Raw genomic sequence first — 18,400 nt, forward strand, 5'->3', positions numbered from 1 at the left:
GACGCAGCAGACACCGGGCTAATTGGTATCCAAGATGCGTAATTGGCTAGAGTCGGGCCCGTGAGGCTGACCAAGAGCACCGACATCGCCCTGCGCATCGCGATGCGCCTGGCGGTGCTGGACGAGGAGCAGACCCCGACCACCCGCGAGGTGGCCGAGGCGGTCGGCGTCCCGTACCACCACGCGGCGAAGGTGGTCAGCCGGCTCCAGCACCTGGGCATCGTCGAGGCCCGGCGCGGCCGGGGCGGAGGGCTTGCCCTGACCGCCGCCGGGCGCACCGGATCGCTCGGCCGGATCGTCCGGGAGCTGGAGGGCGTCGGGGACGTGGTCGGCTGCGAGGACGAGCCGCCCTGTCCGCTGCGCCACTCCTGCCGGCTGCGCGGTGCGCTGCGGCGGGCGCAGGAGGCGTTCTACGCCTCGCTCGACCCGCTGACCGTGGACGACCTGGTCGGCGGGGAGGGCGGCGGCACTGGGGCGGGTGGCCCGGTCCTGCTGGGTCTGCCGGTCGTGCCGGAGGCCGGTGGGGCGCCGTTCGGCCCGCCGGGGCCGGGGCCGTTCGGCCCTTCCACGTAACCGCCCGCCGGGCGAGCATCGAGACGCGCCCCGGCCGGGAGCGGCGAGCCCGGGGGCAGCCGGCCCGGTCACGGCAGGCTCGGTGACAGCGAGTCCCCGTAGTAGGTTTTCCCACACCGTTGAATACGCATCTCATATGCGAGTTTGGAGTTTCGGATGTTGTCCGAGAAGTCCGCGGAGACCGTGCGCGCCACCCTGCCCGTGGTGGGCGCGGCCATCGGGGAGATCACCGGTTCGTTCTACGACCGGCTCTTCGCGGCCCACCCCGAACTGCTGCGCGACCTGTTCAACCGGGGCAACCAGGCGGACGGCAGCCAGCGCCAGGCCCTGGCCGGATCGATAGCCGCCTTCGCGTCCGCCCTGGTCGAGCACCCGGACCAGCGGCCGGACGCCATGCTCGCCCGCATCGCCCACAAGCACGCCTCGCTCGGCGTCGCCCCCGAGCAGTACCAGGTGGTCCACACCCACCTGTTCGCCGCGATCGTCGAGGTGCTCGGCGACGCCGTCACCCCCGAGGTCGCCGCGGCCTGGGACGAGGTGTACTGGCTGATGGCGAACGCGCTGATCGCCGTCGAGGCCCGCCTGTACGAGGAGAGCGGAACCCGCGGCGAGCGCCGCCCGTACACCGTGGTCGCCCGCACCGCCGAGACCGCCGACGTCGCGACCTTCCTGCTGCGCCCCGCCGACGGCGGGCCCGTTCCGGCGCACAAGCCCGGCCAGTACGTCTCGGTGCAGGTCGAACTCCCCGACGGCGCCCGGCAGATCCGCCAGTACAGCCTGTCCGGGCAGCCCGAGGGCGGCCTGCGGATCACCGTCAAGAAGGTCGACGGCGACCCGGCGGGCGAGGTCTCCAACCACCTGCACCGGCACGTCGACGAGGGCTCCGTGCTGCTGGTCGGCGCCCCGTTCGGTGACGTTCAACTGGCAGACGGGGATCGGCCGTTGGTGCTCGCCTCGGCGGGCATCGGCTGCACCCCGATCGTCGGCATGCTCACCCACCTCGCCGGGACCGGTGCCACCCGCAAGGTGATCGCCGTGCACGGCGACCGGCAGCAGTCCGCGCACGCCTTCCGGGACGAGTACGCCCAGCTGGTCGACAAGCTCCCCGGCGGCGAGGCGCACGTCTGGTACGAGCGCCCCGAGGGCGAGTGGCCCGCCGAGCGCACCGGCCTGGTCGACCTGACCGGCCTGGACGTGCCCGCCGACGCCGTCGCCTACCTGTGCGGCCCGCTCCCGTTCATGCGCGCCGTCCGCACCCAGCTGCTCGCCGCGGGCGTGCCCGCCGCCGACATCCACTACGAGGTGTTCGGCCCCGACCTGTGGCTCGGCCGGTCCTGACCTCGGGTGTCACCCTCGACTGCCGTACCGCACCCGGTGGTTGAGGGCCAGAGACTCGGCCCCGGAGCAGTGGGAACCGCTCCGGGGCCGAGCCGCGCGCCTCAACGCGTCACAGCGCGGCCGTGATCGCGTCCCACAGCGCGACCCGGGCCCGCAGCGCGGTGCGGACCGTCGCCCCGCACTCCTCCCAGCGCTCGGCGTCGTCGCCGCACAGGTCGATCAGCATCTGCATCGCCATCGGGGTGTGCTGCTCGCCGTCCACCTCGATGTGCCGGGCCAGGTAGTCCTTGAAGACGCCCAACCTGCCGTCGGCGTCGTCGATCCGGACCACCTGCTCGAACATCTCCGGGATCAGGTCCTCCCGGCCGAACGCGAACGCCGCGGCCTGGCAGTGCACCGGCGCGTCCTCGATGATCGAGAAGGTGACGGCCGTGAACGCGGCCGCCGCCTCCGGGATCCCGGCCTCCTTCGCGGCCTGCGCCACCGGCAGGCCGGAGCGGACCGCCGCCAGGAACGCCTCGACCGGGGCGGTGTCCGCGCCGGCCCTGGCCATGCCGTCCAGGTACAGCTCGAAGTGGCTGATGTAGCCGTCGCCGAGTTCGTCGCTCTCCTCGACCAGCACGATCTCGTTGATCAGCCGACGGCTCGCGGTCGGGCCGTCCGGCAGCCACGGCAGGCTCACGCACGTCAACTGCCGCTGCAGGCACTTGAGCAGGGACATGAAGTCCCAGACGGCGAACACGTGGGTCTCCTGGAAGGTCCGCACCTTCTCCAGGCTGTCCAGCGACAGGTACATCGGGTGGGAGACCACCTCGCGGCGGACCTCCTCGATCGACTCGCGCAGGGCGGTCAGGCCGGGGTGGCTGCGGTCCCAGTGGTAGCGGTCGCTCATGACTGCTCTCCTCGTGTGGTGTGGGGCGGTGGGACGGGTGTGTGGACACTACGCGGGTGGACGCAGCAGTGAGGGCGGCTCGTACAACGACTGCCCCGAGGGGCAGTTACTTCAGGACGGCCCGGACGGCGTCCCGCAGCTGCTCGGGGCCCGGCTGCAGGGCCCGGTCCAGGGCCCGGGCGAACGGGAGGACCGCGCCGTCCGGGCGGGTGACCCGGCGCGGCGGGGCCAGCAGGCGGCACTCCTCGGCGGCGACGGCCAGCACCTCGGCGGCGAAACCGGCGAAGCGGTTGGAGTCGTCGACCACCACCAGGCGGCCGGTGCGCCCGAGCGACTCCACCAGGGCCGAGCGGTCCAGCGGGTACAGGGTGCGCGGATCGAGCACCTCCACCGAGACCTCGTCCGCCAACTCCTCGGCCACGGCCAGGGCCTGGTGCACCAGGTGGCCGACCGCGACCACCGTCACGTCGCTGCCCGGCCGGTGGATCCGGGCCTCGCCGATCGGCACCGGCACCAGCGGCGCCGTCACGTCCTCGCGCACCCCCAGCGCGCCCGCCGGGGCGAACAGCACCACCGGGTCGTCGTCCCGGACCGCCGAACTCAGCAGCCCGTACGCGTCGGTGGGCGTCGCGGGCGCCAGCGTCTTGATGCCGACGTGTGCGAACAGGCCGTACGGGTGGTCCGAGTGCTGGCCCGCCCAGCCGCTGCGGGAACCCGAACCCGGCACCACCACGGTCAGCGGCACCCGGGCCTGCCCGCCCGTCATCAGCGAGAACTTGTGCGCCTGGTTGGCGAGTTGCTCGAACACCAGGAACAGCAGCGACGGGATCTGCAACTCGACCACCGGACGCATCCCGTTCAGCGCCGCCCCGATGCCCGCCGAGGTGAACGCCTGCTCCGACAGCGGCACGTCCACCACCCGTTCGGCGCCGAAGCGCTGCTGCAGACCCAGCGTCAGCCCGGCCAGGCCCGCGCCGACGTCCTCGCCGAACACGCACACCGCCGGATCGGCCTCCAGCGCGTCCGCCAGCGCCCGGTTCATCGCCTTGGCGTACGACAACAGCGTCACAGTGCCGCTCCCGACCGGGGCCGCAGCCCGCTCGCGTACAGGTGGTCAGTGGCCGTCGCCGGATCCGGCTCCGCCGAGGTTAGCGCGAACTCGGCTGCCGTGGACAGGAGTTCGACAACCTCCCGGTCGATCGCCGCGGCCTCCGGCAGGCCGGCCACCGGGCTGCTCGCCAGCGGGTCGCGCTCCCGCCAGGACGCCACCTCCTCGGCGGTGCGGTAGGTCAGCCGGAAGCGCCGCTCCATCGTGTGGTGCGCCTCGAACCGGTACGTCAGGCACTCCAGGAACGACGGCCCGCCGCCCGAACGGGCCCGCCGGACCGCCCGTTCGGCCGCCGCCCGGACCGCCTCCACGTCCATCCCGTCCACCGTCTCGGCCGGGATGCCGAACGCCGCCGCCCGCCCGCACGCCGAACCGCCCACCGCCGAAGCGGCCGGCAGCGTCGTCGCGTAGCCGTTGTTCTCGCAGACGAACACCACCGGCGCCCGCCAGATCGACGCCAGGTTCAACGACTCCAGCAGCACGCCCTGGTTGAGCGCGCCGTCGCCGAAGAACGAGGCCACCACGGTCGGTTCGCCGCGGCGCCGCGCCGCCCAGGCCGCACCGACCGCGATCGGCGCGCCCGCGCCGACGATGCCGTTCGCGCCCAGGATGCCCAGCGAGAAGTCCGCGGCGTGCATCGAACCGCCCCGACCGCCGTTCAACCCGCCGACCCGGCCCAGCAGTTCGGCCAGCAGCCGACCCGGGTCGGCACCCTTGGCCAGCACGTGCCCGTGCCCGCGGTGGGTGGAGGTCAACTGGTCGGCCGGATCCAGCGCCGCGCACACCCCGACCGCCACCGCCTCCTGCCCGCTGTACGGGTGGGTGCCGCCGACCACCAGCCCCGACCGCACCCACTCCAGGGCCAGTTCCTCGAACGAGCGGATCAGCCGCATCGTCCGGTAGCGGCCCGCCGGGTCCGCCAGGTGCGGCAGGCTCACCGGCCCGACCGCCCCGGCTCCGCCCGCTCCGACCCCGACCGTCCCGGCTCCGCCCGCCACAGCACCGGGCAGAACTCCGGATCCGCGTAGTCCGGCAGGCCGTTCGCGTCGCGCCGCACCACCGCGTCGTGGTTGTACACCACCGGCGAACCGTCCGGCCGCAGGAACGAGCGGTACCGGTTCGACCCGTCCTGCAGGTGCAGCGACACCGCTCGGCGCGGCTGCGCCGACCGGTTCGGACCCGAGCCGTGGTAGGTGCGGCAGTGGTGGAAGGACACGTGCCCGCGCGGGATCTCCACCGGCACGGTACGCACCTCGCAGCCGTTGAACTCGGCGTTCTCGTGCAGCAGTTGCTCCAGCTCCGAACGGTCCCGGGCCGCGAAGTGCCGGGTCGAGTCGTCACCGCCCGGCCGCTCCTCCCAGCGGTGGCTGCCGTCCACCATGGTGATGGTGCCCATCTCCTCCGTGCAGTCGTGGAACGGCAGGAACGCCGTCAGCATCCGCTGCGAGGTGGAGGTCTGCCAGTAGTGCTTGTCGAAGTGCCACGGCACCACGTTGCTCGGCTCGCCCGGCACCGGCGGCTTGTAGATCAGCGTCGCCTGGAACAGCCGGATCTCCTCCGCCTGCGCCAGGCGGGCCGCGACCGCGCCCAGCAGCGGCTTGCGCAGGATCCGGCCGATCTCCGCGTGCTCGTAGTGCACGTAGTCGTTGTGCCGCTGCACCGGCCCGTCCGAGGGCTTCCAGGACGCCAGGTGCGGCGGGACGGCCGGGAGTTCGCGGTCCCGCTCACCCGCGTAGTAGCGCTCGGTGGCGGCCTGCAGCGCATCCAGCTCGGCGTCGGAGAACAGCCGCCGGGACAGGTACCAGCCGCGCTCCGCGTACTGCAGCACCTCCTCGACGGTCGGCAGCAGCGCCGACTCCTCCTCGGTCAACGCGAACTGCTCGATGGCGGTGGTCACTTCCCTCTCCCCTCTGCTCAGCTGTCCGCGGTGGCGCGCTCGCGCTCCACCGCCTCGTACAGGGCCTTGATGTTCGCGGTGCCGAAACTGCCCGCGCCGCGCCGCTCCACCAGCTCCAGGAAGAAGGTGCGGCGCGGATGGGTGGAACGGGCGAAGATCTGGAACAGCTCGCCGCCGTGGTCCCGGTCCACCAGCACGTTGGTCTCCCGCAGCTCCGCCACCGGGATGGCCGTCGGACCGAGCCGCGCCTCCAACGCCTCGTAGTACGCGCCCGGCGTGCTCAGGAACGCCACCCCGCGCGCCGCCAGCTCCCGCACCGTCGCAGTGATCGAGCCCGTCGCGTACGCCAGGTGCTGGACGCCCGCGCCGCCGTGCGCCTCCAGGAAGCCGTCGATCTGCCCGGACGCCCGCGAGGTGTCCGGTTCCAGCAGGGTGAAGGTGACCGTCCCGCACGGGCTCTGCACCACCCGGGAGTCCATCGCCTGGTCGCCGACCTCCACGTACTCCCGGAACACCTCCCGGAAGCCCAGCCCGCGCACCGCCCAGTCCACCGACGCGGCCAACTGCCCGCCCGGCACCACCACCGCCACGTGGTCCAGCGCCGACAGCGGACCCCCGCCCGGCAGTTCACCCGCGGGCAGCAGGTCCTCCGGCCCGGCGAAGCGCACCGCCAGGTCGCCGAAACCGGAGACCGTGCCCGCCCCGTCCAGGCAGCCGCCGCCCGCGTTCAGCGCCCGCTCGGCCGCCGCGGCCGCCGCCACCCGGTCGGCGTGCCGCAGCGCGACCACCGCCACCCCGTCGCCGTGCCGCCGCACCCACGCCGCGACCTGGTGGTCGGCCTCCACCGCCGACGTCACCAGCACCCGGATCGCCCCCTGGTGCGCCACCACCTGCACGGTGCCCGGCGCGGCCGCGGCCGGCTCGTACAGCGCGAAACCCCAGTCGTCGCGCAACTGCGCGGCGTACTTGTGCGCGTCCTCCACGTACAGTTCGGTGTACGCGATGCCCGGCCCGGTCATGAGTCCCCTCCGAGGTGCTTGGCCGTGATGCTCGGCGGCCCGAACAGCAGGCTCAGGTTGTGGCCGCCGAACGCGATCGAGTTGGACAGGGCGTGGCGCACGACGCTGTGCTCGGCCGCGCCGCGGACGTGCCGCAACGCGCATGCCTCGTCCGGCTGTTCGAGGTTCAGGGTGGGCGGGAGCAGGCCCTCGGCGACGGCCAGCGCCGACACCGCCGCCTCCACCGCCCCCGAGGCGCCCAGCAGGTGGCCGGTCGCGCCCTTGGTCGAGCTGACCCACGGGTCGTGCGCGCCGAACACCTCGCGCAGCGCCGCCGCCTCCGCCCGGTCGCCCAACTTGGTGCCCGTGCCGTGGGCGTTGACGTAGTCCACGGCCGACGGCTCCAGGCCCGCCGAGCGCAGCGCGGCCCGCATCGCGGAGACCGCGCCCGCACCGTCCGGCCGCGGCATCGTCGGGTGGTGGGCGTCGGTGGCCGCGCCCCAACCGGCGAGCGCGGCGTAGCCGCAGGCGCCGCGGGCGGCCGCGTGCTCGGCGCTCTCCAGCACCAGGACGGCACTGCCCTCGCCCAGCACGAACCCGTTGCGGCGGGCGTCGAACGGCCGGGACGCCTGCGTCGGATCGTCCCAACCGGCCGACAGTGCACGGGAGTTGTCGAAGGCCGCGGCGATCGTCGGGTGCAGCGGGGCCTCCGCGCCACCGCACACCACCACGTCCGCCTCGCCGCCGCGGATCAGCCGCAGCCCCTCGGCGATCGCCTGGGCACCGGCCGCGCAGGCGGTGATCACGGCCGAACTGTAGCCGCGGATGCCGTACTTGATGGCCACCCGGGCGGTCGCCATGTTCGACAGCATGCCCGGCAGCAGGTACGGGCTGACCGCGGCCCGGCCGCGCTCGCGCCGCCCGACGGCCTGCTGCTCGTAGCTCTCCAGTCCGCCGCCACCGGTGCCCAGCACCACCGCCACCCGCTCCGGGTCGGTCTCCTGACGGACCGTCAGTTTCGCGTCGGCGAGCGCGTCCTCGGCGGCGGCCAGCGCCAGCAGCAGGTAGCGGTCGGCGACCCGGGTCTCGGTCGGCGGCAGCACCTCGGTCGCCGGGACGTGCGGGGAGACGCCCGCCACCCGCAGCCAGCCCGCCGCCGGGTGGTCCGCGGGCGGCACGACCAGGCCGGAGCGGCCGGCCGCCAGGGCGCGGAACGCCTCCGGGACGGCGCGGCCCAGCGGCGTCACCCAGCCGATGCCGGTGACCTGCGCGGCGACCGTGCTCATCGGGCCCCGGCTGCGGCTGCGGCCGCGGCGTTCTCGGCCAGGTGGCGCTGGCGCAGCAGGACCTTGCGGACCTTGCCGGTCGGGCCCAGCGGGATCCGCCCGTCCGGGACGGCCAGCACGGTGCGCACCACGGCGGCGACGTGCGGTTCCAGGGCGGCGAGCACCTCGGCGGTGCGGTCGGCGTCCTGGTCGGCGGCCGGGTCGAGTTGCAGCAGCACGTCCGCGACGGTCCGCTCGCCGTCGCGGAAGGCGACCACGGTGCAGTCGTGCACGTCCGGGCAGGCCGCCAGGACGCGCTCCTCGCTGGCGGCGGTGTGCAGGCGGCGGCCGTCGCCCAGGTCGACGGTGTCCACGGCCCGGTCGACGTGGTAGTAGTAGCCGTCCTCGTCGCGGTACATCAGGTCGCCGGTGAGGAAGTAGTCGCGCACCCGGGTGCGGTGGGTGGTGACCGAGTCGTTCCAGTAGCCGGGCGACAGGGTGGGGGAGCGGGTGCCCAGCTCGCCGACCTCGCCGGGGCCGAGCTCGTTGCCGTCCGGGTCGAGGACCGCGCAGTCGACGAAGGCGTGCGGGCGGCCCACGCAGCGCCCGTACCGGTCGGAGTCGACGGTGTGGGTGATGTGGAAGTGCGAGTGGCCCATCTCGGAGGAGCCGAGGCCGTCGATGAACACCGACCCGGCGGTGCGGACCCGCCCCTGCCGGGTGGCGGTCACCCGCGAGCCCTGGGCGACCAGGCGGCGGATGTGCGCCTCGTGCGCGCAGTCGCCGGTGTTCCACCACAGGCCGACCGAGGACAGGTCGCGGGCCGAGAGGTCCTGCCGGGCCAGGTCGGCCCAGGTGGTGGCGAAGCCGTAGACGCCCTGCGGCTGCCAGCGCTCGATCGCCTCCAGCACCGCCGGGCCGGTCTGCTGCGAGATCAGGTGCAGCTCGGCGTCGAAGCTGAGCGCCAGGTTGACCGCGATCAGCGTCGCGGCGTGCGCGGCGGGCAGCGCGCTCAGCACCCGGTCGATGCCCTGCGGACGGGGCAGCAGCAGGCGGTGGCGGATCGCCGCGTACAGGCTGGCGTGCGAGTGCAGCACCGCCTTCGGCAGGCCGGTGGTCCCCGAGGAGTGGGTGATGGCGACCGGGTCGCTGGGCCAGTGCCGGTACGGGGCGGGTGCCGACTCCGGGTCGCCGTCGGCGAGTTCGGCGGTGTCGGCGAGCAGCGGCACCCCGTGGTCGAGGTCGGCCAGGGCCTTGGCGTGCGCGGCGTCGGCGAGCAGCCCGGTCGCGTTCAACCGGCGCAGGTAGCGGGCCGAGGTGTCCGCGTCCAGCGCCGGGTTGAGCAGGGCCGGGATCGCGCCGAGACGGCTCAGGGCGAGGAAGGACAGCACCTGGTCGGCCGCGGCGGACGCCTGCACGGCGACCGGGTCGCGGCGGCGCACCCCGCGGGCGTGCAGGGCGGCGGCCCTGGCCCGTACGGCCAGGTCGAGTCGGTGCAGCGTCAGGGTGGTGTGCGCCGGGTGGCCGTCGACCGGGGTGTCGAAGGTCAGGGTGGGCGAGTCCGGGCCGAGGCCCTGCTCGACGCGGGTGGTCAGGACGTTTCCGGCGCCGACGGAGCTGTCGGCGGACAGCGTGGCGCGCAGGCTGGGGAGGCTCATCGGTCCCGTTCTTCTCGTGGTGCGGGAAAGGGGGGCCCTCGGCGGGCCGCGGTGCGCGAGGGGGGTGACTCTCGAAGGGTTCAGGGCTCAGGGAGTTCAGGGCTCAGGGGGCTCAGGGGGCGAGCAGGACGGCGGTGGCGTGGTCGGGCGGGCCCTGGACGGCGGTCACCACCAGGACCTGCTCGGCGTCGCCGTCCTCGATCAACAGGGCCGCCCGCTCGTGCAGGTCGCGTTCGTCGTCGAAGCCCGGGCCGAGCGCGAGGACCGGTCCGTCCAGCTGCCAGCGGGCGGCGACGTGCCCGAGGACGGCGTTCGGGTTGGACTGGAAGAACAGCAGCGGAGCGACCCGCTGCCCGTGCGCGGTGGCCCGGGCGAGCGCGTCCGCGGTGCCGGTGTCGCCGCTCGGGCTGGCCAGCAGCAGCGCGGTGCGCGGCGCCCCGGCGGCCGGGGGCGGACCGTAGCGGGCGTGCAGGCAGCGCTCGGCGGTCTCGGCCACCAGCGGACTGAACGCGGACTCCACGAAGCCCGCGATGGCGGGCAGTTCGTCCCCCGGCCGCTCCGGCCACCGGGCGCGGGCCAGCACCCGCAGCGGCCCGGCCAGCAGCCGGGGCACCGCGACGGGCCCCACGTCGGGGACCGGGGGCGCGAGGGGCGCCGGGTCGGTGACGAGGGCGGGGACGGAGGTCGGGGCGGTCATGCGGGAGCCACCAGGAGGACGGGCCGGGACGGCCGGACGGAAACGGGCGGGGAGGGACGGGGGAGGAGCGGGGAGGACGGGCGGGCCGTGGTGCCGTCCGCTCGTGGCGGCACCGCTCAGGCCGGGGCCACCAGCAGTGCGGTGTTGGCGCCGCCGAAAGCGGCGTTGACGGTGAGGGCCAGGCCGGGGGCGGCCGGGCGGGGGCGGTCGAGGACCAGGTCGAGCGGGCAGTTCGGGTCCGGGGTCTGCCAGCCCGCGTTGACGGGTAGCGCTCCGGCGCGCAACGCGCCGACCGTCGCGGCGAGTTCGAGCAGTGCGGAGGCTTCCAGGGCGTGGCCGTGCACGGACTTGGTGGAGCTGACCGGCGGGGTGCCGGCGGGGAAGACGGTGCGCAGCGCGGCGGCCTCGGCGAGGTCGCCGAGCTTGGAGCCCGCGCCGTTGGCGTTGACGTAGCCGATCGCCTCCGGTGCGGCGCCCGCGCGGGCCAGCGCACCGTGCACCGCCCGGGCCAGGCCGGTCCCGGCGGGGTGCGGGCGGCAGACGTGGAAGGCGTCCCCGGTCCTGGCCCACCCGGCGATCCGGGCGAGCGCCCGGCCACCGCGCCGCTGCAGGGCGGGCGCGGACTCCAGGACCACGGCGACCGCCGCGTCGCCGAGCAGCATGCCCTGCCGCCCCAGGCTGAACGGGCGCACGGCGCCGTCCCGGGCCAGCGCCCGTCCGGCGTCGAACACCGCGAAGGTGTCCGGCTCGACCAGGTACCCGGCCGCGACCACCACGCGTTCGCGGCGGCCGGTGGCGATCAGCGCGGCCGCGTCGGCGACCGCGGTGGACGCCGCGACGCACGCGCCGGTGTACACCCGGGGGTGCAGGCCGGTGCGGTCGGCGACCTCCGCGGCGACCGGTCCGGCCCGCCGGTCGCCGTGCAGCGCGAGCATGAACTCCGTTGTACGGTAAGGGGGTTGCTGTTCGGTCGGGTCGGAGGGCGCGCCCGCCTCGGCGAGCACCGCCACCAGCTGGTCGGCCAGCCGGGGCGAGCCGGGCCCGGTGGCGGCCCGGTCGGCGCGGTGCCCGGCGGTGCCGAAGCGCTCCACCGGGGCGAACGCGGGCCGCCCGGCGAGCACGCCGTCGGTGAGCGCCGCGAGCCCCGCGCCGAACGCCGAACGCACGCCGATGCCGCCGACCAGGACGGCGCGCCGCGGCGGACCGTTCCGGAGCGCGGTCGGTGTCATGGCGCGGCGGCCCCCGCGTGGGGAGCGGCCCCCGCCCCGGCACCGGTCCCGGGACCGGCGCCCCCGGCCGTTGCGGCGGCGATCTGCGCGCCGATCGCGGCCACCGCGTCGTCCACGGTGCGGATGGCGTCCAGCCGTTCGTCGTCCAGGTCGAGCTGCACGCCGTAGGCCTGTTCGGCCTGGGCGAGCAGCCAGGTCAGTTCCAGCGAGCCCAGGTGCTCGTCGACCTGCTCGGGGGAGCGGTCGCCGTAGCGGGCGAGCATGCCCAGTGCCTCGGCCCGGCCGAAGCGGGTTCCGGCGTCGGTGCTCATCCGGCGGTGCCCACCGAGGACTTGGCGATCCGGGCGGCGACCTCGGCGCTGAACTCGTCGATGGTCATCAGCGCGGTGGACTCCATGTCGTCCAGTTCGAAGCGGATGCCGAACTCCTCCTCGACCTGCACCGCGAGGTCGGCCAGGGCGAGCGACTCCAGGTCGAGGCCGGCCGGGCCGAGGTCGGTCTCCGAAGTGACCTGCGAGACGTCGTAGTTCATCCCGGCCAGGGTGGTGAGGATGAACGAGCGGATCTGTTCCTGCATGGACGGATCTCCAGCGCAATCGGGAGGGGGAAAGGGAAGGAGCGGGGGGAAGGGCGGGGTGTTTCCGGGGCAGGGCGCACCGACGGACGGGCGGACGGTGTCTGGAGCCGTCCACCGGGCCGGGCGCACCGCATCGGAACCGGGGGGACCGGGCGGGATCAGCGGGCGGCGTCGGCCTGTCGGCGCAGGGCGGCGGCGTCCCGCAGCAGCTTCCCGGTGGCGGTCCGGGGCAGCTGCGGCATCAGGTGCAGTCGGCGGGGGAGCTTGTAGCCCGCCAGTTCCTTGCCGAGCAGTTCGCGCAACTGCTCGGCGGGGCCGCCCCGTTCGGACGGCGAGGAGGTGACGCCCTCGGCGGTCGCGGCGTACGCCTCGATCGCGCCGTCGGCGAACAGCACCACGGCCTCGACCACACCGGGGAGCCCGGTGAGGGCCTGTTCGACCTCGTTGAGGTCGACCTTGAGGCCGCCGATGGAGATCTGGGAGTCGCGCCGCCCGAGGACGGTGACCAGGCCGGTGCGGGCCTCGATCAGGGCGGCGTCGCGGGTGTGCAGCAGACCGTCCGACCAGCGGGCCGGGTCGGTCGGGCCCAGGTACGGGGACTCCGGCCGGACGATGTGCAACTCGCCGCCGTCCACGGACAGTTCCATCCCGTGGACGGGTTCGACCGCCGGATGGTTGCGTCCGGACAGGTCGGTGGCGATCACGCCGGTCTCGGTCATCCCGTACATGGTGCCCAGCGGCACCCCGAAGCGTTCGCGGAACGCCGCGGGCAGCTGCGGGCGGACGAGTTCACCGGCCACGATCATCCGCCGCAGCTGCGGCAGTTCGGGCGGCGCGGCGGCCGCGGCCAGCAGTTCGGCGTGGAACGGCACCCCGATCACGGTCGTCGGGGCGGTGCCCTCGGCGACGGCGGCCAGGATGCCCGCCGGCGTCATCCGCTGCGGCACCACCAGCTCCACGCCCGCGTGCAGGGCGTGCAGCAGTCCGCCAACCAGGCCGAGCACGTGCACCGTCGAGGACAGCAGGACGGTGCGCTCGCCGCGGGCCGGGAACTCCGGCAGCCGTGCGTAGCAGTCGAGTTCGCGCAGCAGGTCGGCGGCCGTCCGGGCGATCACCTTGGACGGGCCGGTCGACCCCGAGCTGAGCTGCACCAGGGCGTGCCCGGTGGCGGCCGCGGCACCTCCCGGCAGTGACCGGAACTGCGGCCTTCCGTCGTCGAGTTCGACCAGCACCCGGGGGTGCAGCCGTTCCACCGCACGGTCCACCTCGACGGTGGTCAGCCGGTGGTCCAGCAGGACCGCCTGGGCGCCGGAGCGCCACGCGGCCAGCAGGACCGCGACGAACTCCGGAGACGGCGGCATCCGCAGCGCCACCGTCCCGTGCTCGCCGAGCCCGGCGGCGGCCAACTGCCGCTGCCGCTCGGCCACCAGGGCCCGCAAGGTCCCCCTGGCCACCGGAGCGCCGAAGCGCAGGCACGGTTCGCCGTCCGGTCCGGCGAGTAACTGCTCGTCCACCCAGTCCGCGGCAACCGTGCCGCCGCGCACCGGGGTTGGGGTAAGCGTCAACGCAACTCCACGCGCTCGTGTGGGAAGCAAAGGTCGGAAGTTGTGATGCTTCAGTGTGGATCCCCCGTCGGTGCCGACCTTTGCACGGGAGCGCATCAAGGGTCAAGGTCTATACCAGTGGCCGGTCGCCCCCTACGCTGTCCCTCGTTTTCGCACGAGTTGACGGATCATCAGGAGGTTCGGACGCGATGGTTCCGCTCACCCTGGCGGAACACGGCGCACTGGCCGAGGCCCGACTGCCCGCCGTGATCTGGGACTTCTTCGAGGGCGCGGCCGGAACCGAGTGGACCGCCCGCGCCAATGCGGACGCCTGGCGCCGCCACGTGCTGCGCCCGCGCGTCCTGGTCGACGTCTCGGCCCCCGACTGCGGCACCGAGCTGTTCGGTGCCCGGCTGGCCGCCCCGTACGGCGTCGCCCCGATGGCCTACCACGGGCTGGCCCACCCCGAGGCCGAGTGCGCCACCGCCCGGGCCGCCGCCGCGGCCGGGGCGCTGCTGGTCGTCAGCATCTTCGCGGGCCGCACCCTGGAGGAGATCGCCGCGGCCGCCCCCGGCGGGACGCGCTGGCTCCAGCTGTACTGGCTGCGCGACCGGGAGGCGCTGGCCGACCTGGTCGCCCGGGCCGAGGCGGCCGACTACCGGGCGCTGGTGCTCACCGTCGACGCGCCCAAGGTCGGCCGCCGCCTGCGCGACCTGCGCAACGGCTTCGCGCTGCCGCCCGGCATGACCGCCGCCAACCTGGCGCCCCGGCTCACCAGCAGCGCCTCGCACGCCGGGGCGGGCCGCTCCGGCATCGAGGAGCACTCCCGGCAGCAGTTCGACCCCGCCGTCACCTGGGCCGACCTGGCCTGGCTGCGCCGCCGCACCACGCTGCCGCTGCTGCTCAAGGGCGTGCTCACCGCCGAGGACGCGAGGCTCGCCGTCGACCACGGCGTGGACGGCCTGGTGGTCTCCAACCACGGCGGCCGCCAGCTCGACGGCACCCCGCCCGCGCCGGACGTGCTGGCCGAGGTGGTGGACGCCGTCCCGGCCGACCACCCGGTGCTGGTCGACGGCGGCCTGCGGCACGGCTCCGACCTCGCCCGGGCCGTCGCCCTCGGCGCCCGCGCCGCGCTGGTCGGCCGGCCCGTGCTGTGGGGGCTGGCGCACGGCGGCGCGGACGGCGCCCGGGCGGTGCTCGACCTGCTGCGCGAGGAACTGCTCGACACCCTGGTGCTGTCCGGTCGGCCCACCCTGGCCGACCTCGACCGCGGCGCGCTCGCGCCCCGGCCGGCACCGGCGGCCGCGCGTCGCTCTCCCTCTATATAGGGGACGTGACGGAGTACCGACAAAGACAGTGGAAGAGAACGGAAGAACCCCCGTGACGCACACCGCAGGCACCGCACCCGCACCCGAAGGCCCCGACGTGAAACTTTCCCCGGCTCCCGAGCAGCCCCCCGCCCCCGCGGAGCTCTTCGCGGACTGGGACTGGGAGGACCCCGAAGGGCTGACGGCCCGCACCGACGCGTTCACCGACGACCTCGCCCGGTGCACCACCATCGAACTCGTCCGCCCCGAAGTGCCGTACACGCACCAGGAGTTCCAGCAGCTCGGCGTCACCGGCATCGAGTTCGCCGCGTTCCGCACCCGCCACCCCCAGGGCCTCGGCACCGACCTGGTCGGCCTGCACACCGACACCGACGCCACCCGCCCCGGACCGGTCTACCGGATCGACGGCAGCAGCCTGTACACCAGCCTGGACATCGGCGCACCGCTCCCGTTCGCCGACCACAGCGTCGACTGGGTGTACGCCGAGCACCTGATCGAGCACGTCCCGCTCGCCACCGCCGTGCACTGGCTCGCCGAGGTCCGCCGGGTGCTGCGCCCCGGAGGGCTGCTCCGCCTCACCACCCCCGACCTGGCCGCCTACGTCGCGGGCTACCTCGACGACCGCGAGCAGTTCTTCCGCCGCCACCGCCGCCGCCTGCGCACCATGCGGGTCGGGCCGCCGATGCCCGAGCGCCGGGCCTTCATGCTGAACCAGATCTTCTACCACTTCGGCCACCGGTGGATCTACGACGAGGACGAGCTGCGACACGTCCTGGACCGCGCCGGGTACGGTGGATTCGCCGTCACCCGACGGGAGTTCCAGACCGGCGCCCGACCGGACGTCGCCGCCCTCGACACCGCCTTCCGCAAGGACGAGTCGATCTACCTGGAGGCCGTCGCCCCGGACACGGGGCCCACCGCCCCCGGAGGACCGCACTGATGCCACTGCACCCCCAAGCCGAGGCGATGCGCGCCCGCCGCGCCGCCGCCGGCACCCCGCCGCTGTACACCCGCACCCTCGCCGAGGCCCGCGCCGCCGACCTCGCCGACCTGCGGGCCGCCGCCGGCAGCGGCGAAGAAGTCCACCACGTCGGCGAGTTCACCGTCGACGGCCCCGGCGGCCCGCTCACCCTGCGCCACTACCGGCCCCGGCCCCGCACCGAGACCGACCCGCCCGGCCCCGCCCTGCTCTACCTGTACGGCGGCGGCTGGGCCCTCGGCTCGCTGGAGACCGGCGACCCGGTCTGCCGCGCCCTGGCCAACGCCACCGGCGCCGACGTCCTCGCCGTCGGCTACCGGCACGCCCCCGAACACCGCTTCCCCGCCGCCGTCCACGACTGCTGGGCCGCCCTCGACCAGATCGCCCGCCGCGCACCCGAGTGGGGCCTCGACCCGGCCCGGATCGCGGTCGGCGGCGACAGCGCCGGCGGCAACCTGGCCGCCGCCCTCACCCTGCTCGCCCGCGAACGCGGCGGCCCCGCGATCCTGCACCAACTGCTGGTCTACCCCAACACCGACCACCGCGTCCCGCCGCCCGGAACGGACGAGGACCCGGCCCTGTTCAACCGGCACTCGGTGGCCTGGTACTGGGACCACTACCTCGCCGACCCCACCGACGCCGCGAACCCGCTGGCCTCCCCGCTGCGCGCCCCCTCGCTGGCCGGACTGCCGCCCGCGACCGTGATCACCGCCGAGTACGACCCGCTGCGCGAGGAGGGCGAGGAGTACGCCGAAGCCCTGCGCGCCGCGGGCGTGCCCGTCGAACTGCGCCGCTACGACGGCATGCCGCACGGCTTCTTCGCGATGCCCGGCGTCCTCGACGACGGCCGCGCCGCCCAACTCTTCGCCGCCGAACGGCTGGTGGCCGCCTACCGGGCCGCCCGCCCGGCTGCCGAGGGCGGGGCGCCGCGGTGAGCCGCGTCCTGCACCTCGCCGACCTGCACGGCTCGCTGTCCGACCCGCTGCTGGACGCGATGACCTTCCTCAACGAGGTCACCGGCCGCTACCCCGACGCGATCTCCTTCGCCCCCGGCCGCCCGTACGAGGAGTTCTTCGACCCCGCCGACATCCCCCGCCACCTGGAGACCTACCTGCGCCACCTGCGCGAGGAAAGGAACCTGACGGAGAGCCAGGTCCGCCAGGAGGTGTTCCAGTACGGGCGCACCAAGGGCCTGATCGCCCCGCTGATCGCCCGCGCCCTGGCCGCCGACGAGGGCGTCGACGCCGACCCCGAGGCGCTGGTGGTCACCGTCGGCGCCCAGGAGGGCATGCTGCTGGTGCTGCGCGCCCTGTGCGCCGGACCGGACGACGTGCTGCTGGTCTCCGCGCCCTGCTACGTCGGCGTCACCGGCGCGGCCCGGCTGCTCGACCTGACCGTCCACCCCGTACCGGAGGCCGGACGCGACGGCGGACTCGACCCCGAGGCGCTGGCCGCCGCCGTCCACGCCCTGCGCGCCGCCGGGAAGCGCCCCCGGGCCTGCTACGTCGTCCCCGACTTCGCCAACCCCAGCGGCGCCAGCATGGACGAACCGGCCCGCCGCCGCCTGCTGGAGGTCGCCGGGGAGAGCGGCGTCCTGCTGATCGAGGACAACCCCTACGGCTTCTTCGGCCGCACCCCCGACGCCCGCCCCACCCTGAAGGCCCTGGACGGGGACCGCGGCAACGTGGTCTACCTCGGCTCCTTCGCCAAGACCTGCTTCCCCGGCGCCCGGGTCGGCTACGTCCTCGCCGACCAGCGGGTGACCGCGCCGGACGGCCGCGAAGGGCTGCTCGCCGACGAACTCGCCAAGCTCAAGAGCATGACCACCGTCAACACCTCGGCGCTCAGCCAGGCCGTCATCGGCGGCATGCTGCTCGACGGCGGCCTGCGCCTGCGCGACGCCAACGAGCCGGCCCGGCGCTTCTACGCCCGCAACATGGACACCCTGCTGGCCGAGCTGCAGGCCGCCTTCCGGGGCGTCCCCGGCGTCTCCTGGAACCACCCCGACGGCGGCTTCTTCGCCGTCGTCACGGTGCCGTTCCGGGCCGACGCGCAGGCCCTGGACGCCTGCGCCCGCAAGCACGGCGTGCTGTGGACGCCGATGGACGGCTTCCACCCCGGAGGCGGCGGGGAGCACCAACTGCGGCTCTCCTGCTCCTACCTGACGCCCGAGCAGATCACCGAGGGAGTACGGAGGTTGGCCGCTTTCGTCGCGGAGCAGTCCGTCACGGAGCGCCTCCCGGAGGGCTGATCCGGACGGCGCCGACGCAGCACCGAGCGGGGCCCGGCACTCCCACCGCCGGGCCCCGCTCAGCCG

The 18,400-nt window shown here is 74.8% G+C and carries 18 protein-coding genes; 6 read left to right on the top strand and 12 right to left on the bottom strand.

The features are described from left to right. The first annotated feature begins 60 nt into the window (after window positions 1-60). Window positions 61-573 (top strand): RrF2 family transcriptional regulator, encoded by a 513-nt coding sequence (locus QSK52_RS02840; protein ID WP_285733079.1) that lies wholly within the window; start codon window positions 61-63, stop codon window positions 571-573. A gap of 156 nt (window positions 574-729) precedes the next feature. Further along, entirely contained in the window at window positions 730-1,911 is a 1,182-nt protein-coding gene (locus QSK52_RS02845; protein ID WP_285733081.1) for a globin domain-containing protein, read from the top strand. Window positions 1,912-2,020: 109 nt separating this feature from the next. On the opposite strand, the gene QSK52_RS02850 is transcribed toward QSK52_RS02845, so the two are convergent. The 12 genes from QSK52_RS02850 to QSK52_RS02905 all read right to left on the bottom strand — a co-directional run bounded on the left by QSK52_RS02850 (window position 2,021) and on the right by QSK52_RS02905 (window position 13,797). Continuing rightward, window positions 2,021-2,803, bottom strand: coding sequence for a DUF3050 domain-containing protein (locus tag QSK52_RS02850; RefSeq protein ID WP_285733083.1), 783 nt, complete (start codon window positions 2,801-2,803; stop codon window positions 2,021-2,023). A 106-nt stretch (window positions 2,804-2,909) separates the two neighbouring features. Next, window positions 2,910-3,872 (bottom strand): alpha-ketoacid dehydrogenase subunit beta, encoded by a 963-nt coding sequence (locus tag QSK52_RS02855; RefSeq protein WP_285733085.1) that lies wholly within the window; start codon window positions 3,870-3,872, stop codon window positions 2,910-2,912. Continuing rightward, window positions 3,869-4,849: a thiamine pyrophosphate-dependent dehydrogenase E1 component subunit alpha gene (locus QSK52_RS02860; protein ID WP_285733088.1), complete on the bottom strand. Its 981-nt coding sequence runs from the start codon at window positions 4,847-4,849 to the stop codon at window positions 3,869-3,871. The genes QSK52_RS02855 and QSK52_RS02860 overlap by 4 nt, the downstream gene beginning before the upstream one ends. Further along, window positions 4,846-5,808: a phytanoyl-CoA dioxygenase family protein gene (locus tag QSK52_RS02865; RefSeq protein WP_285733089.1), complete on the bottom strand. Its 963-nt coding sequence runs from the start codon at window positions 5,806-5,808 to the stop codon at window positions 4,846-4,848. Before QSK52_RS02865 ends, QSK52_RS02860 begins: the two co-directional genes overlap by 4 nt. Window positions 5,809-5,825: 17 nt before the next feature. Further along, on the bottom strand, window positions 5,826-6,827 hold the full coding sequence (locus tag QSK52_RS02870; protein ID WP_285733091.1) for a VOC family protein: 1,002 nt from the start codon (window positions 6,825-6,827) through the stop codon (window positions 5,826-5,828). Then, window positions 6,824-8,092, bottom strand: coding sequence for a beta-ketoacyl-[acyl-carrier-protein] synthase family protein (locus QSK52_RS02875; RefSeq protein WP_285733093.1), 1,269 nt, complete (start codon window positions 8,090-8,092; stop codon window positions 6,824-6,826). Before QSK52_RS02875 ends, QSK52_RS02870 begins: the two co-directional genes overlap by 4 nt. Next, entirely contained in the window at window positions 8,089-9,729 is a 1,641-nt protein-coding gene (locus QSK52_RS02880; RefSeq protein WP_285733095.1) for a class I adenylate-forming enzyme family protein, read from the bottom strand. The genes QSK52_RS02875 and QSK52_RS02880 overlap by 4 nt, the downstream gene beginning before the upstream one ends. A 112-nt stretch (window positions 9,730-9,841) precedes the next feature. Beyond that, window positions 9,842-10,426, bottom strand: a complete 585-nt coding sequence (locus QSK52_RS02885) for a hypothetical protein (RefSeq protein ID WP_285733097.1) — start codon at window positions 10,424-10,426, stop codon at window positions 9,842-9,844. Between the two features lie 116 nt (window positions 10,427-10,542). Continuing rightward, entirely contained in the window at window positions 10,543-11,655 is a 1,113-nt protein-coding gene (locus QSK52_RS02890) for a beta-ketoacyl synthase N-terminal-like domain-containing protein (protein ID WP_285733099.1), read from the bottom strand. After that, window positions 11,652-11,966 carry an acyl carrier protein gene (locus QSK52_RS02895; RefSeq protein WP_285733101.1) on the bottom strand — a complete coding sequence of 105 codons (315 nt, stop codon included), beginning with the start codon at window positions 11,964-11,966 and terminating at the stop codon, window positions 11,652-11,654. The genes QSK52_RS02890 and QSK52_RS02895 overlap by 4 nt, the downstream gene beginning before the upstream one ends. Further along, the gene (locus QSK52_RS02900; RefSeq protein WP_285733103.1) at window positions 11,963-12,232 is read right to left on the bottom strand and encodes an acyl carrier protein; all 270 of its coding nucleotides are present in this window, start codon (window positions 12,230-12,232) and stop codon (window positions 11,963-11,965) included. The genes QSK52_RS02895 and QSK52_RS02900 overlap by 4 nt, the downstream gene beginning before the upstream one ends. Window positions 12,233-12,390: 158 nt before the next feature. Then, a complete protein-coding gene (locus QSK52_RS02905) occupies window positions 12,391-13,797 on the bottom strand; it encodes a class I adenylate-forming enzyme family protein (RefSeq protein WP_285733105.1) in 1,407 nt (468 codons plus the stop codon). A gap of 188 nt (window positions 13,798-13,985) precedes the next feature. Between QSK52_RS02905 and QSK52_RS02910 the strand changes: the two genes are divergently transcribed. From QSK52_RS02910 to QSK52_RS02925, 4 genes are read left to right on the top strand one after another with little or no spacing between them, the layout of a single operon-like run. Continuing rightward, window positions 13,986-15,104 (top strand): alpha-hydroxy acid oxidase, encoded by a 1,119-nt coding sequence (locus QSK52_RS02910; protein ID WP_285733107.1) that lies wholly within the window; start codon window positions 13,986-13,988, stop codon window positions 15,102-15,104. Window positions 15,105-15,156: 52 nt separating this feature from the next. Further along, window positions 15,157-16,044, top strand: coding sequence for a class I SAM-dependent methyltransferase (locus tag QSK52_RS02915; protein ID WP_285733109.1), 888 nt, complete (start codon window positions 15,157-15,159; stop codon window positions 16,042-16,044). After that, window positions 16,044-17,018, top strand: a complete 975-nt coding sequence (locus QSK52_RS02920) for an alpha/beta hydrolase (protein WP_285733111.1) — start codon at window positions 16,044-16,046, stop codon at window positions 17,016-17,018. The genes QSK52_RS02915 and QSK52_RS02920 overlap by 1 nt, the downstream gene beginning before the upstream one ends. Next, window positions 17,015-18,334: a PLP-dependent aminotransferase family protein gene (locus QSK52_RS02925; RefSeq protein ID WP_285733113.1), complete on the top strand. Its 1,320-nt coding sequence runs from the start codon at window positions 17,015-17,017 to the stop codon at window positions 18,332-18,334. The genes QSK52_RS02920 and QSK52_RS02925 overlap by 4 nt, the downstream gene beginning before the upstream one ends. Window positions 18,335-18,400: the final 66 nt, after the last annotated feature.

Origin of the sequence: Kitasatospora phosalacinea (genome assembly GCF_030268885.1) — a bacterium.
Taxonomy (GTDB): Bacteria; Actinomycetota; Actinomycetes; order Streptomycetales; family Streptomycetaceae; genus Kitasatospora; species Kitasatospora phosalacinea_C.